Origin of the sequence: Bradyrhizobium genomosp. I (2014) (assembly GCF_000261685.1) — a bacterium.
In the GTDB taxonomy this organism is placed as follows: domain Bacteria; phylum Pseudomonadota; class Alphaproteobacteria; order Rhizobiales; family Xanthobacteraceae; genus Bradyrhizobium.
In genome coordinates, this window is sequence record NZ_AJQE01000026.1 from 44928 (window position 1) to 59070 (window position 14143).

Sequence of the window (14143 nt, forward strand, 5' to 3'; positions counted from 1 at the left end):
GTCACAAAGACGGACGCAAATCCTCACCGGTTCCTCTAGCCCCAAGGACCACGCGAAGGACCACGCGAAGGACCACGTGACGAGGAGCGGCCCCAAGGGCCGCGCGGCGGGTAGTTCTCGTTGGCGCCAACCGAGGGCGCCGCCTGCCTGCCGAACTCGGAGGCGAGCTGCTGAAGGGCGGCGACGCGGTTCTGCGTCGAGGGATGGGTGGCGAACAGATTGTCCACGCCATGGCCCGAGAGCGGATTGATGATGAACATGTGCGCTGTCGCGGGGTTTCGCTCGGCCTCGTAGTTCGGCACCTGGTGCGCGGCACCCTCGATCTTCACCAGCGCGGAGGCCAGCCACATCGGCTGTCCCGCAATGCGCGCACCGAGATTGTCCGCAGCATATTCACGGGTGCGGCTGATTGCCATCTGCACCAGCATGGCGCCGAGCGGGGCGAGGATCATCATCAGGATCGAGCCGACGATGCCGAGACCATTGTTGTTGTCGCGATTGCCGCCGAAGAACATGCCGAACTGAGCCAGCATCGAGATCGCGCCGGCGATGGTCGCGGTGATCGTCATCAGAAGCGTGTCGTGATTCTTGATATGGGCGAGCTCATGCGCGATCACGCCGGCGAGCTCCTCGCGGCTGAGCTGGCGCATCAGGCCGGTGGTGACGGCGACGGCGGCATTCTCCGGGTTTCGTCCGGTCGCGAACGCGTTGGGCTGCGGCTCATCCATCAGGAACACCCGCGGCATCGGCAGGCCCGCACGGCCCGCGAGTTCGGCGACGAGCCCGACCAGTTCCGGCGCGCTGGCGCGGTCGACCTCATGGGCGCCGTACATCGAGAGCACCATGCGGTCGGAGTTCCAGTAGGTAAAAAGATTCGTCGCGGCGGCAATGACGAGCGCGATCATGGCGCCGGAAGCACCACCGATCAGATAGCCCACGCCCATGAACAGGGCGGTGAGGCCTGCGAGCAGAATTGCGGTACGAAGATAGTTCATGGCCGTCTCCTGAGGCGGCCGCGGGCAAACCTCCGGCCGCCGTTCCCGAGGTATGAATGCTGTTGGATCCCGCAAGGTTCATGCGGCGCCCGGCCGCAGATCGATGGCGCGCCAGCCTTGCTCGCGCCGCTAAATCTTGACCGGGATTTGCTCAAAAACACGCGCCGATGCTTAGCAATCTGGAAAGCGCAATCTCCCTTAAGTCGTGGCAACCCGGCACACCCGGGGGTTGTTGCGCATTGACCAGTTCCGTCGACACCCGTCAGCAAGGTGACCGTCATGATGGACCGCTCGCACGCCGCTTCCGTCGATCCCGCATCCGCTCCCTCCCCTCAGGACACCAGGGCTGACGCAAAGGGATTGCAGGAGGCGCTGCACGAGCAGATGTTCGCCAATGACGAGCCTGGCCACGCCGTCGATGCGCAGGCCGCGCCGGACACGCAGCGGCGCTGGCCACGGCTGCGGCGCGGCGCGAAGATCGCGATCGGGCTTGCCATCATCGCGATTTTCGGCTGGCTGCCTCTGCGCGCGATGTGGGAGAATTCGAGTGTCGAGGCGGTGCTCAATTCGCGGCTCGTCACCTTACGAAGCCCGATTGGCGGCCGTGTGGCAGCCGCGCAGCGGCTGACCGATCAGGCGAGGTTGGACGCAGGCACCGTGGTCTTGCGCGTGGTCAATTCGCGCAGCGATCGCACCCGGCTCGACGATCTCCGCCGGCAGAAATCGCGCCTGGAGAACGAGCGGCCGAGCTTGGCGACGAAGCTCGCCGCGGCCCAGGCGGCGCAGAAGGACCTGGCGCGGCAGGCCGCGCAATTCCGTGACGGGCGCGTGCTCCAGCTGGAGGCCCGTATTGCGGAAATCCAGACCTCGATCGAAGCGGCGGTGGCACGACGGGAGGAGGCCGGCGCCGCCGTCGAGCGCGCTTCCTCGCTGGCAAAATCCGGCAACGTCTCGAGCGTCGAACTGACGCGGCTCACACGCGAGCTCTCGGTGTCGCAGCAAACCGAACTCGGTGCGCGCAAGCGGCTGGACGCGGCGAAGGTCGAGCTCGCCGCGGCACGGAACGGCTCGTTCCTCGGCGACAGCTACAACGATCGGCCCAGCTCGGTGCAGCGCGAGGAGGAGATGCGCCAGCGCGCCGGCGACCTCGAGGCCGACCTCGCACGCACCGATACCGAGATCGCCTGGCTCGCCAACGAGATCAAAGTCGAAGAGATCCGATTTGCGGATCTGTCGGAAGCCAACATCACGACACCCGTTGCAGGGCGGGTCTGGGAGATGATGACGTCGCCCGGCGAGGACGTGCAGGCCGGCCAGCCTCTGCTCAAGGTGCTCGATTGCAGCGGCGCCGTCATCACGGCCAACGTCACCGAGAGCGTCTACAACCGCCTGCAACTCGGCGATCTCGCGACGTTCGAGCCGAACGACGGCGGCGAGCTGATCTCCGGCACTGTGGTCAATCTGACCGGCGCCGCCGGCGCGCCCGCCAATCTCGCCATCAATCCGGATGCGCTGAGCAAGGAGCCTTACCGCGTGACCGTGGCATTGCGCGATGCCGCGGCCCGCGCCTGCACGGTAGGGCGCACCGGTCGCGTCGTGTTTGCACGGCACGAGACCGCACCGTGACGACGGCGCTGACGCCCGGCCTGATTGCGCTCGGCGCCTTCATGGCGATCGTGCCGCTGCTCCGGCGCGACAGCACGATGGCGCGCTCGTTCCTGGCCATCGTGTCGATGGCCTTGCTGCTACGCTATCTGCATTGGCGCGTTACCTCGACGCTCCCCCCGCCGCATCTGACCGCCGATGCCGCAATCGGCTATCCCTTCATGCTGCTGGAAGCAGCCTCGCTCGTCGCGATCGCGTTGTCGCTGCTGTTCCTGAGCCGGACGCGCGACCGCACCAAGGCAGCGAGGCTCGACGGCCGCGCCACCGACCCGCGCGCGCCGCTGATCGACGTCTTCATCTGCACCTACAACGAGGAGCGATCGATCCTCGAGCGCACGATCATCGGCGCTACCGGCTTGGACTACGGCAATTATCGCGTCTGGGTGCTCGACGACGGAAGGCGGCCCTGGCTGCGGCGACTCGCCGGCGAGCTCGGTTGCCATTATCTGATGCGGCCCGACAACCGGCACGCCAAGGCCGGCAACATCAATCACGCACTCCGCCATGTCGGCGCGTCGACCGAGCCGCCGGATTTCGTCGCCATCCTCGATGCGGACTTCGTGCCCCGGCCCGACTTCCTTGCGCGAACAGTCTCGCTAATGGACGACGCCTCGGTCGGCGTGGTGCAGACGCCGCAGCACTTCATCAATCCCGACCCGATCCAGACGAACCTTGCAGCAACGGACGTCTGGCCGGACGAGCAGCGCTTCTTCTTCGACATCCTGCTGCCGGCCAAGGACGCCTGGGGCGTCGCGTTCTGCTGCGGCACCTCATCCCTCATTCGCTATTCCGGGCTGATGCAGATCGGCGGGTTTCCGACCGATTCGGTCACGGAAGACTATCTCCTTACGCTGCGCCTGAAGGAACACGGCCTCACCACCATCTATCTCAACGAGCGGTTGACGATCGGGCTCGCCCCGGAGGGGCTGAAGGAATACATCACCCAGCGGGCCCGCTGGTGCCTCGGCTTCATGCAGATCATCCGCGGCCGCAGCGGCCCCCTCTCGCGAGAGTCGAAGCTTTCCTTCATTGACCGGCTCTCGCTGGTCGATGCCTTCATGAGCTGGTCCGCGGTCTACGCGTCGAAGACGGCGGGCCTGATGGTGCCGTGGCTGTTCCTGCTGTTCGGCATCAAGGCAGTGCAGGCGGACCTGACCGAGCTGTTGCGGTTCTTCCTGCCGTTCTACGTCTGGCATGGTCTCATCATGGCCTGGCTATCCCACGGCCGCTCGCTCGCGATGATGACGGACGTCTCGCAGCTCATCGCCGCGCCCGCGGTGCTGAAGGCGGCGGCTGCCGGCCTGCTGAAGCCGAAAGGACACAGATTCAAGGTCACCGCGAAAGGCGGCGACCGCGACAACAGGTTCGTCGAATGGCCGCTGCTGCGGATCTACGGAAGCGCGCTCCTCATCACGCTCGTCTCCATCGCCTATGCCTTCATCCTGCATTTGCGCGGCGAGAACATCGCCTATGGCGGGCTGGCGCTGGCCTGGAGCCTGTACAACGCGTTCATCCTCACCGTGGTCTGCTTCGTCTGCATCGAGCAGCCGCGTCGGCGCAAGGCGGAGCGCTTCGAGCGCAACGAGCCCGTGCTGCTGCGCCAGGACGGCAAGTCACATCTGGCGCGGCTCGCCGACATCTCGATCACCGGCGCGCGCCTGATCGATCCCGATCCCCCGCTCCCCGGAAGCACCATCGAGTGCCGGATCTATGGCCGCGCGATCGCGGCCATCGTGGTGCGGCGAACCGCGGATGGATTTGCGGTGCGATTCGCGGAAGGCATGGACACGCGCGTGCATGCGATCAGGGCGTTCTATGCCGGCGAATATGTGCGTGCCTACCGCGGCGTCAGGGCGCTGCCGGTGGGGAAAGCCCTGCTGATGCGGCTGTTCGGCTAACCTGGGGCCACGCCCAGCGACTCGCATTCCGTGAACCGCCATGGCATGGAAAGGATGGCCTGAGACCGTCACTTCACTTAAGATTTGGGCGAATCCACGCCTGCCCTGCCCGCCGGAACCCCTATGCTCCAGATCCGATTTGCGATCGCGGCCGCCGCGCTCCTCGCATGCTCCAGCGCCTCCGCCCAGCTTCAGCCGCCGCCTGCCAAGCCCGCGGCCCCCAGGGCGACGGTGCCCTCGCCGCGCGCCGCGTCGTGCCACAACGGCGCGAGCTTCGATCGCTTCCTGGCCGGCGTGAAGAGCCAAGCGGTCGCGGCCGGCGTATCGCAGCGGACGATCGCGGAGGCTTCGCCGTATCTCGTCTACGACCAGGGCATCGTCAACCGCGACCGCGGCCAGCGCGTGTTCGGCCAGCTCTTCACCGAATTCGCCGGCCGCATGGCCGCGCCCTATCGCATGCAGAACGGCCAGCAGCACATCAAGCGATACGCCGCCGCATTCGCGCGCGCGGAGAAGGAATATGGCGTGCCGCCGGCGGTGATCGCCGCATTCTGGGGCCTGGAGAGCGATTTCGGCGCCAACATGGGCAATCTGCCGACACTGAAATCGCTGGTGTCGCTGGCGTATGACTGCCGCCGCTCCGAGATGTTCGTGAACGAGACCATCGCCGCGCTGAAGATCATCGACCGCGGCGATCTGCATCCCGACGAGATGATCGGCTCCTGGGCCGGCGAACTCGGGCAGACCCAGTTCCTGCCCGTGCATTACGTCAACTACGCCGTCGACTATGACGGCGACGGACGGCGCGACCTGTTGCGCTCGCCAGCCGACGTGATCGGCTCGACCGCGAACTACATCGCCAACGGATTGAAGTGGCGGCGCGGCGAGCCGTGGCTGGAGGAGATCAAGTTGCCGCCGAACCTGCCGTGGGAGAAGACCGATCTCGCGGTGCGCGAGCCGCGCTCGACATGGGCGCAGCTGGGGGTCACCTATCCCGACGGCCGTTCCCTCCCGAACGACAATCTCGCGGCGTCCGTGCTGCTGCCGATGGGACGCTTTGGTCCCGCCTTCCTGGCCTATCCGAATTTCGCCGCCTACACCGAGTGGAACAACTCGCTGATCTATTCGACCACCGCAGGCTATCTCGCCACCCGCATCGCGGGCGCGGCGCCGATGCGCAAGCCGGCTGCACCCGTCGCGCAATTGCCGTTCCACGAGCTCAAGGAATTGCAGCAGCTCCTGGTGCGTGCCGGCTTGAATGTCGGCAAGGTCGACGGTGTGCTCGGCCAGCAGAGCCGCACTGCGGTGAAGGCGATGCAGATCAAATACGGCCTGCCGGCCGATTCCTGGCCAACGCCCGAACTGCTCGCTCGCATGCGCGGCGGCACGGCGCAGGCGCAGCCGGCGGGGACGGTGCGGTAGATCGTCTATCCGTGGTCATGCCCCGCGCAGGCGGGGCATCCAGTACGCCGCGGCCTGTCGGTTCAATCACAGCTGCCCCGGAGTACTGGATCGTCCGCCTGCGCGGACGATGACAGCGAGCTTGTGGGACAGATAGAATTTTCGCACTGCAAACGCCGCTTTGCACGATTGTATTTTTCCATGAGGCTCCCATGTGAGTGGCTCAGGTTTTCTCCTGAAATTTTCCATTCACAAGCGAGCATCACATGTCCTTCCACGACGCCGTCGTCCCCGCCTATCTGCAAATGCTGAACAGCCTCACCGGCCTGCTCACCAAGGCCGAGGCGCATTGCGCGGCGAAGAAGATCGATCCGAGCGTCCTGCTCGGCTCGCGCCTGTTCCCGGACATGCTGCCGCTGTCCAGGCAGATCCAGCTGGTCAGCGATTTCGCCGCCAAGGGCTGTGCCCGGCTGACCCATAGCGACGTGCCGTCGACGCCCGACACGGAGACCAGCTTCGCGGAATTGAAGCAGCGGCTGGCGAAGACGATCGACTACGTGAAGTCGTTCAAGCCCGAGCAGTTCGAAGGCGCCGATGCCAGGGACGTCACCTTCCCGGCCGGCCCCGACAAATCCATCACCATGAAGGGCCAGCAATTCCTGAGCTCGTTCTCGCTGCCGAACTTCTACTTCCACGCCGCCATTGCCCACGGCATTTTGCGTCACAACGGCGTCGAGGTCGGCAAACGCGATTTCATGGGCGCAAACTGATTGCGAAATCGCACGACCGCGACGGTCGTAATCCACTGCCGCGGCTAAAATTGCGCAAGAATTATGCTACGCGGCCCTTGCCGCGTAGCTCGCCTGCACTTTCCGTATGGCTCATCCCTTGCGCCCGATGTCGCGATGCACAAGTGTTCGGGACCTCTCACCGCCTGGAAGCATTTCCCATGAGCCGTTCGACGAAATTGTTCGAGACCTACAAGCTCGGCCCCATCACGCTGGCCAACCGCCTGGTGATGGCGCCGCTGACGCGTAACCGTGCCGTGCCCGGCACTTTTGTGCCGAGCCCGCTTGCGGCCGATTATTACGGTCAGCGGGCCTCCGCAGGGCTCCTGGTCACCGAAGCGAGCCAGATCTCGCAGCAGGGTCAAGGCTATCAGGACACCCCCGGCATCTACAGCAAGGATCAGGTCGCCGGCTGGCGCAACGTCACCGACCGCGTCCACGAGCGCGGCGGCAAGATCTTCATCCAGCTCTGGCATGTCGGCCGCATCTCGCATGTCGATCTCCAGGCAAATGGCGCGGCCCCGGTGGCGCCGAGCGCGATCCGCGCCAAGGGCAAGACTTTTGTGAATGGCACCTTCGCCGACGTGTCCGAGCCGCGCGCGCTCGAACTCTCCGAAATCCCTGGCATCATCGACGACTTCAAGCGTGCGACGAAGAACGCGCTCGAGGCCGGCTTCGACGGCGTCGAGATTCACGGCGCCAACGGCTATCTGCTCGACCAGTTCGCCAGGGACGGCGCCAACAAGCGCACCGATGCCTATGGCGGCTCCATCGAGAACCGCGCCAGGCTGATGCTGGAAGTCGCCAAGGCCGTCGCCACTGAGGCCGGCAGCGATCGCACCGGCATCCGCATTTCGCCGGTGACGCCGGCCAACGACCTCTCCGACAGCAACCCGCAACCGTTGTTCGATCACATCGTCGATGGACTCAGTGCACTCAAGCTGGTCTATCTCCACGTCGTCGAGGGTGCTACCGGCGGCCCACGCGATATTGCGCCGTTCGACTACGCGTCCTTGCGCAAGCGTTTCGCCGGCGCCTACGTCGCCAACAACGGATACGATTTCGATCTCGCCACCAAGGTGCTGGACGCGAACGCGGCCGACCTCATCGCCTTCGGCAAGCCGTTCATCTCCAACCCCGATCTGGTCGAACGGCTGAAGCAGGGCGCGGCGCTGAACGACTGGGACAAGAACACCTTCTACGGGGGTAGCGCGAAGGGGTATACGGATTACCCGACGCTGGCGGCCGAGCCGGCGGAATAAGCCGCCATCCACACGACAACCGTCAAGCCCCGCGAAGGCGGGGCTTCCAGTACGCCGCGGCCTCTCGATCCAATCACGACGGTCTCTGGAACACTGGATTGCCCGCCTTCGCGGGCAATGACACCGAATGTGGGGACGAGCGTGCCACACACTCGTCCTTGCGAGGAGCCCTTGCGACGAAGCAATCCAGACGGCCTCCGTGGAAAGACTCTGGATTGCTTCGCCGCGCTCGCAATAGCGGTGTGGAGACAGCGCAGTGACTCACCAAAACAAAAAGGCCGGGATCGCTCCCGGCCTTTCGCATTTGGTGACGCCACGCGCCGCTTACTTCGCTTCCGCGCGCTTCGGGGGAGTCGCCGGCCACGACTTGATCAGCGTGTCATAGTCGACGGTCTCGCCCTTCGGCTTCTCGTTCGCGAGCTTGCGCTGGGGCGCGATGGTGCCGTCCTTCTCGGCCTTCGCGAACCAGTACTCCGGCTTCTCCTTCTTGTGGAGCTTTGGACCGCAGGCGCCCTGCACGCCGGACTTCTCCAGGCGCTCCATCACCGAGTCCTGGGCGGCCGCAAGGGCATCCATCGCGGCCTGCGGCGTCTTCGCACCGGACGACGCATCGCCGATGTTCTGCCACCACAGCTGCGCGAGCTTCGGATAGTCGGGCACGTTGTTGCCGGTCGGGGTCCACTGCACGCGGGCGGGCGAGCGGTAGAACTCGATCAGGCCGCCGAGCTTCGGCGCACGCTCGGTGAACGACTTGTCCCAGATGTCGGATTCACGGATGAAGGTGAGACCGACATGGCTCTTCTTCAAGCTCACCGACTTGGAGACGATGAACTGGAGATAGAGCCACGCTGCCTTGCGGCGATCCGGCGGCGTCGACTTCAGCAAGGTCGCTGAGCCGGCGTCCTGATAGCCGAGCTTCATGCCTTCCTTCCAGTAGGCGCCGTGCGGCGACGGAGCCATACGCCATTTCGGCGTACCGTCCGCGTTCATCACGGCGATGCCCGGCTTCACCATGTCGGCGGTGAAGGCGGTGTACCAGAAGATCTGCTGGGCGATGTTGCCCTGCGCCGGCACCGGGCCTGCTTCGGAGAAGGTCATGCCCTGCGCTTGAGGCGGCGCGTACTTCTTCAGCCAGTCGAGGTATTTGGTGATCGAGTAGACCGCGGCCGGACCGTTGGTGTCGCCGCCGCGCTCGATCGAGGAGCCGACCGGACGGCAGCCTTCCATGCGGATGCCCCATTCGTCGACCGGCAGACCGTTGGGAATACCCTTGTCACCGTTGCCGGCCATCGACAGCCAGGCGTCGGTGAAGCGCCAACCGAGCGACGGGTCCTTCTTGCCATAGTCCATATGGCCGTAGACTTTGACGCCGTTGATCTCCTTGATGTCGTTGGTGAAGAACTCGGCGATGTCCTCGTAGGCGGACCAGTTCACGGGCACGCCGAGCTCGTAGCCATACTTCGCCTTGAACTTGGCCTTGTAGTCGGGGTTGGTGAACCAGTCGTAGCGGAACCAATAGAGGTTGGCGAACTGCTGGTCAGGCAGCTGATAAAGCTTGCCGTCCGGCGCGGTCGTGAACGACTTGCCAATGAAGTCGTTGACGTCGAGCATGGGATCGGTGACGTCCTTGCCCTCGCCGGTCATATAGTCCGAGAGAACGACGGTCTGACCGTAACGGAAGTGCGTGCCGATCAGGTCGCTATCGTTGATCCAGCCGTCATAGACGTTCTTTCCGGACTGCATCTGGGTCTGCAGCTTCTCGACGACGTCACCTTCCTGGATGAGGTCGTGCTTGAGCTTGATGCCGGTGATCTCGGAGAACGCCTTGGCCAGCGTCTGCGATTCATATTCGTGAGTGGTGATGGTTTCGGAGACGACGTTGATCTCCATACCCTTGAAGGGCTCGGCCGCCTTGGCGAACCACTCCAGCTCCTTCTTCTGATCTTCCTTCGACAGCGTCGAGGGCTGGAATTCCGCGATCCACTTCTGGATCACGGCGTCGTCGGCGGCGCGCACCGGCGCCGAGACGGCGATCGACACTGCGAGGATCGCAGCGGCGCTGGACATGGTCAGAAAACTGCTCTTGGTCAATGGACCTTTCCTTCTCCTAAACTGTCGCATGTTGTTCCTCCGTTGCAGCGACAAACTTTTATACAGGCCCGGGTTGCCCCCCGGATCTGGCCGTCCCTTCGCGGGCTTCAGACCGTGCGGAAAATGAGCGCGGCCGTGACCAGCGAAATTCCACTTGCGAGCCACAGGCTCGGAATCTCAAAACCCTCCTCGCCGATCGGCAGCGTGGCGATCGGGTCGGTGCCGACGAGACCGATCCACGCGAGGTGGATGACGGCGGCCGCGATCAGCGAGATGAACAGGCGATCACCGCGCGTGGTCGGGATGCGCAGCACGCCGACCCGCTCGGCTTCGGGATAGACCGCCGCGAGCCATGTCATCACGGCAAGCGTGCAGGCGAGCGCGGCGAAGAAGATCGCGGTCGGCAGCGTCCAGGCCATCCACGCGATAGATCCCATGATTGCCTCCTTACACGCGGCCGAGCGCGAAACCGCGCGCGATGTAGTTGCGGACGAACCAGATCACCAGCGCGCCCGGAATGATGGTGAGCACCCCGGCGGCGGCCAGCAGGCCCCAGTCCATGCCGGCGGCCGATACCGTGCGCGTCATGATCGCCGCGATCGGCTTTGTCTGCACCGAGGTCAGTGTGCGCGCGAGCAGGAGCTCGACCCAGGAGAACATGAAGCAGAAGAAGGCGGCCACGCCGATGCCGCTCGCGATCAGCGGCACCAGGATCTTGATGAAGAAGCGCGGGAAGGAATAGCCGTCGAGGAAGGCGGTCTCGTCGATCTCGCGCGGCACGCCGGAGACGAAGCCTTCGAGGATCCAGACCGCCAGCGGCACGTTGAAGATGCAGTGCGCGAGCGCGACGGCCCATGGCGTGTCGAACAGCCCGATTGCCGAATAGAGGTTGAAGAACGGCAGAGCGTAGACCGCGGCTGGCGCCATGCGGTTCGACAAGAGCCAGAAGAACAGGTGCTTGTCGCCGAGGAAGCGGTAGCGCGAGAACGCGTAGGCCGCCGGCAGCGCCACCGAGATCGAGATGATGGTGTTGAGGACGACGTATTCCAGGGAATTGATGTAGCCGGAATACCAGCTCTCGTCGGTGAAGATGCGTTTGTAGTGCTGCAGCGTCGGGGTGTGCGGCCACAGCGTCATCGTCGAGACGATCTCGCTGTTGGTCTTGAAGCTCATGTTGACGAGCCAGTAGATCGGCAGCAGCAGGAAGACCAGGAACAGCCCCATGATGAGGCGGCGGCCGGGGATCGAATGCATCAGGCCACTCCTTCCTTCGGCTTGAGCGCGGGCACGGGCTTGAGCCCGGGCGAAGGCTTCGGCTCCACCGCCGGCCCGCTCTCCGCCTGGACTTTGCGTTCGACGCCGGCATTGGTCATGACGGTGTAGAAGACCCAGCAAACGATCAGGATGATGAGGTTGTAGACCAGCGACAGCGCGGCGGCCTTGCCGAGATCGAACTGGCCGAGCGCGATCTTGACGAGCTCGATCGACACGAACGTCGTGGAGTTGCCGGGCCCGCCACCGGTGACGACGAAGGGTTCAGTGTAGATCATGAAACTGTCCATGAAGCGCAGCAGCACGGCGATGAGCAGCACACGGTTCATCTTCGGCAGCTGGATCGCCTTGAACACGGCCCAGCGCGAGGCGCCATCGATCTGGGCGGCCTGATAATAGGCTTCGGGAATCGACTTCAGGCCGGCGTAGCAGAGCAGCGCAACGAGGCTGGTCCAGTGCCAGACGTCCATCACGATGACCGTGACCCAGGCGTCGAAGTCATTGGAGACGTAATTGTAGTCGACGCCCATTGCGTTGAGGACATAGCCGAGCAGGCCGATGTCCGGGCGGCCGAAGATCTGCCAGATCGTGCCGACCACGTTCCACGGAATCAGCAGCGGCAACGCGAGGATCACGAGACAGGCCGCGACCGTCCAGCCCTCGCGCGGCATCGACAACGCGACGACGATGCCGAGCGGCACCTCGATGGCGAGGATCACCAGCGAGAAGAACAGATTGCGGCCGAGCGAGGCGAGGAAACGGCCGCCAAGATCGGTCGAGGGATCGAGCAGCTCCTTGAACCAGCCGACGCCGTTCCAGAAGAACTGGTTGTTGCCGAACGTGTCCTGCATCGAATAGTTCACCACCGTCATCAGCGGCAGCACCGCCGAGAAGGCGACCACCAGGAACACCGGCAGCACCAGGAACCAGGCTTTTTGGTTGACGGTCTTGTCCATCAGGCGGCTCCCTCCACCAGAAGGCTGTCGGCATAGACGTGCACGTGCGACGGATCGAATTTCAACCCGGCGTCACCGTCGGATGACGTGAAGCCCGCCGGCGCGCGCGCCGCGAGCTTGGCATCACCGAGGCGCGTCCGCGCAAAGCGGATGCGGCCGAGATCGTCGATGCGCTCGATCTTCGCGGTGAGCAGGCCTGGCGCAGGCGCCACGACCTCGACGAATTCGGGACGGACACCGATCTCGATCTTCGTGCCGGCAGGCAGATTGTCGTAGGCGCGATTGAGCGTGATGACGTGGCCGCCGATACGCGCCTCACGCCCCCTCACCTCGGCCGGCAGGATGTTCATGCCGGGCGAGCCGATGAAATAGCCGACGAAGGTGTGTGCCGGCTTGTCGAACAGCTCGGCCGGCGTGCCGCTCTGCACCACGCGGCCGTCATGCATGACGACCACGGTATCGGCGAAGGTCAGCGCCTCGGTCTGATCGTGGGTGACGTAGATCATCGTGAGATCGAGCTCGCGATGCAGCGCCTTCAGCTTCGATCGGAGCTGCCACTTCAGCTCGGGGTCGATGACCGTGAGCGGCTCGTCGAACAGCACGGCGGCGACGTCGGAGCGGACCAGGCCGCGGCCGAGCGAGATCTTCTGCTTGGCATCCGCCGTGAGACGGGTCGCCTTACGATTGAGATAGGGCTCGAGATCGAGCAGGCGGCCGATCTCGGCGACGCGCCTGTCGATCTCGGCCTTCGGGACGCCGCGGTTCTTCAACGGAAACGCCAGGTTCTGCCCGACGGTCATCGTGTCGTAGATCACCGGAAACTGGAACACCTGGGCGATGTTGCGCTTCTGGGTTGACAGCGGTGTGATGTCCTTGCCGTCGAACAGGATCTTCCCGCGCGACGGCGTGATGATGCCGGAGATGACGTTGAGCAGCGTGGTCTTGCCGCAGCCGGATGGTCCGAGCAGCGCATAGGCGCCGCCCTGCCGCCAGGTCATGGTGACGGGCTTGAGCGCAAAGCTCTCCTGTGGCGCATCATTGCCGCCGTAGGAGTGCGCGAGATCGACGAGGTCAATGCGGGCCATGGCGCATCTCCCTCAGGATTGACCGGGAGCCGCGACCAATCGGTCGGCAGCATCGAAAACGAAGACGTCATTGGGATCGAGCACGGCATCGAGCGTTTGGCCGGGCTCGAACTCGTGCACGCCGTGCAGCACCGCCACCCAGTTCGATCCCCCGCGGGTCAAGTGCACGAAGCTCTCCGAACCGGTGATCTCGGTCACCGTAACCGTGGCGTGGAAGCCGTGGCGGTCGGCCTCGCCATTGGCAACCGCAAGCTGGTGGGCGCGGAAGCCGACGCGATAGGCACCGTCCGCGAGCGAGGAATAAAGGCCAGTGGCCGGCGAGGCCGTGCCGCCGGCATAGGCGACCTGCCCGTTCTTCTTCTCGATGCCGACGAGGTTGAGCGGCGGATCGGAAAACACCTGCGCGACGCGCAAGGTCTGCGGCCGACGGTAGACGTTGGCTGTCTCGCCCATCTGGAGCGCCCGGCCTTCCCACATGCACACCGTGTTGCCGCCGAGCAAAAGCGCCTCGGTCGGCTCGGTGGTGGCATAGACGAAGATCGCGCCCGAGGCCTCGAAGATGCGCGGCAGCTCGGCGCGCAGCTCCTCGCGCAGCTTGTAGTCGAGATTGGCGAGCGGCTCGTCGAGCAGCACGAGATCGGCGCCCTTGACCAGCGCGCGTGCGATCGCGGTGCGCTGCTGCTGGCCGCCGGAGAGCTGGAGCGGCGTTCGCTTCAGGAACGGCTCGAGC

At 64.7% G+C, this 14143-nt stretch carries 12 protein-coding genes; 5 read left to right on the top strand and 7 right to left on the bottom strand.

All coding sequences use genetic code 11. The features are described from left to right. Positions 1-35: 35 nt before the first annotated feature. Positions 36-995: a zinc metalloprotease HtpX gene (gene htpX, locus IC50_RS02280; protein WP_035699943.1), complete on the bottom strand. Its 960-nt coding sequence runs from the start codon at positions 993-995 to the stop codon at positions 36-38. A 279-nt stretch (positions 996-1274) separates the two neighbouring features. On the opposite strand from htpX, the gene IC50_RS02285 reads away from it, so the two are divergent. From IC50_RS02285 to IC50_RS02305, 5 genes are all read left to right on the top strand, one after another. Continuing rightward, the gene (locus IC50_RS02285) at positions 1275-2621 is read left to right on the top strand and encodes an HlyD family secretion protein (protein ID WP_035699966.1); all 1347 of its coding nucleotides are present in this window, start codon (positions 1275-1277) and stop codon (positions 2619-2621) included. After that, the gene (locus tag IC50_RS02290; protein WP_035699944.1) at positions 2618-4558 is read left to right on the top strand and encodes a glycosyltransferase; all 1941 of its coding nucleotides are present in this window, start codon (positions 2618-2620) and stop codon (positions 4556-4558) included. Before IC50_RS02285 ends, IC50_RS02290 begins: the two co-directional genes overlap by 4 nt. Positions 4559-4681: 123 nt before the next feature. After that, a complete protein-coding gene (locus IC50_RS02295) occupies positions 4682-5980 on the top strand; it encodes a lytic murein transglycosylase (protein WP_035699945.1) in 1299 nt (432 codons plus the stop codon). Positions 5981-6225: 245 nt separating this feature from the next. Continuing rightward, entirely contained in the window at positions 6226-6729 is a 504-nt protein-coding gene (locus IC50_RS02300) for a DUF1993 domain-containing protein (RefSeq protein ID WP_035699948.1), read from the top strand. Positions 6730-6908: 179 nt separating this feature from the next. Beyond that, positions 6909-8009 (top strand): alkene reductase, encoded by a 1101-nt coding sequence (locus IC50_RS02305; protein ID WP_035699950.1) that lies wholly within the window; start codon positions 6909-6911, stop codon positions 8007-8009. 324 nt (positions 8010-8333) lie between these two features. Here IC50_RS02305 and IC50_RS02310 read toward each other — a convergent pair whose 3' ends face one another. From IC50_RS02310 to IC50_RS02335, 6 genes are all read right to left on the bottom strand, one after another. Beyond that, positions 8334-10076, bottom strand: a complete 1743-nt coding sequence (locus IC50_RS02310) for an ABC transporter substrate-binding protein (RefSeq protein ID WP_035699952.1) — start codon at positions 10074-10076, stop codon at positions 8334-8336. A gap of 131 nt (positions 10077-10207) precedes the next feature. Continuing rightward, on the bottom strand, positions 10208-10537 hold the full coding sequence (locus IC50_RS02315; RefSeq protein ID WP_035699953.1) for a DUF2160 domain-containing protein: 330 nt from the start codon (positions 10535-10537) through the stop codon (positions 10208-10210). A gap of 10 nt (positions 10538-10547) precedes the next feature. Further along, positions 10548-11354: a carbohydrate ABC transporter permease gene (locus tag IC50_RS02320; protein ID WP_035699955.1), complete on the bottom strand. Its 807-nt coding sequence runs from the start codon at positions 11352-11354 to the stop codon at positions 10548-10550. Then, positions 11354-12328 carry a carbohydrate ABC transporter permease gene (locus IC50_RS02325; RefSeq protein ID WP_035699957.1) on the bottom strand — a complete coding sequence of 325 codons (975 nt, stop codon included), beginning with the start codon at positions 12326-12328 and terminating at the stop codon, positions 11354-11356. The genes IC50_RS02320 and IC50_RS02325 overlap by 1 nt, the downstream gene beginning before the upstream one ends. Next, positions 12328-13413 carry an ABC transporter ATP-binding protein gene (locus IC50_RS02330; protein ID WP_035699959.1) on the bottom strand — a complete coding sequence of 362 codons (1086 nt, stop codon included), beginning with the start codon at positions 13411-13413 and terminating at the stop codon, positions 12328-12330. The genes IC50_RS02325 and IC50_RS02330 overlap by 1 nt, the downstream gene beginning before the upstream one ends. A gap of 12 nt (positions 13414-13425) precedes the next feature. Beyond that, positions 13426-14143, bottom strand: a 718-nt coding sequence (locus IC50_RS02335) for an ABC transporter ATP-binding protein (protein ID WP_035699961.1), incomplete at its 5' end; no start/stop codon positions are given.

Bases quoted from the DNA above. Each gene is read 5' to 3' on its own strand.
- htpX (WP_035699943.1), bottom strand. From the start codon at position 995: ATGAACTATCTTCGTACCGCAATTCTGCTCGCAGGCCTCACCGCCCTG.
- IC50_RS02285 (WP_035699966.1), top strand. From the start codon at position 1,275: ATGATGGACCGCTCGCACGCCGCTTCCGTCGATCCCGCATCCGCTCCC.
- IC50_RS02295 (WP_035699945.1), top strand. From the start codon at position 4,682: ATGCTCCAGATCCGATTTGCGATCGCGGCCGCCGCGCTCCTCGCATGC.
- IC50_RS02300 (WP_035699948.1), top strand. From the start codon at position 6,226: ATGTCCTTCCACGACGCCGTCGTCCCCGCCTATCTGCAAATGCTGAAC.
- IC50_RS02305 (WP_035699950.1), top strand. From the start codon at position 6,909: ATGAGCCGTTCGACGAAATTGTTCGAGACCTACAAGCTCGGCCCCATC.
- IC50_RS02310 (WP_035699952.1), bottom strand. From the start codon at position 10,076: ATGTCCAGCGCCGCTGCGATCCTCGCAGTGTCGATCGCCGTCTCGGCG.
- IC50_RS02315 (WP_035699953.1), bottom strand. From the start codon at position 10,537: ATGGGATCTATCGCGTGGATGGCCTGGACGCTGCCGACCGCGATCTTC.
- IC50_RS02320 (WP_035699955.1), bottom strand. From the start codon at position 11,354: ATGCATTCGATCCCCGGCCGCCGCCTCATCATGGGGCTGTTCCTGGTC.
- IC50_RS02325 (WP_035699957.1), bottom strand. From the start codon at position 12,328: ATGGACAAGACCGTCAACCAAAAAGCCTGGTTCCTGGTGCTGCCGGTG.
- IC50_RS02330 (WP_035699959.1), bottom strand. From the start codon at position 13,413: ATGGCCCGCATTGACCTCGTCGATCTCGCGCACTCCTACGGCGGCAAT.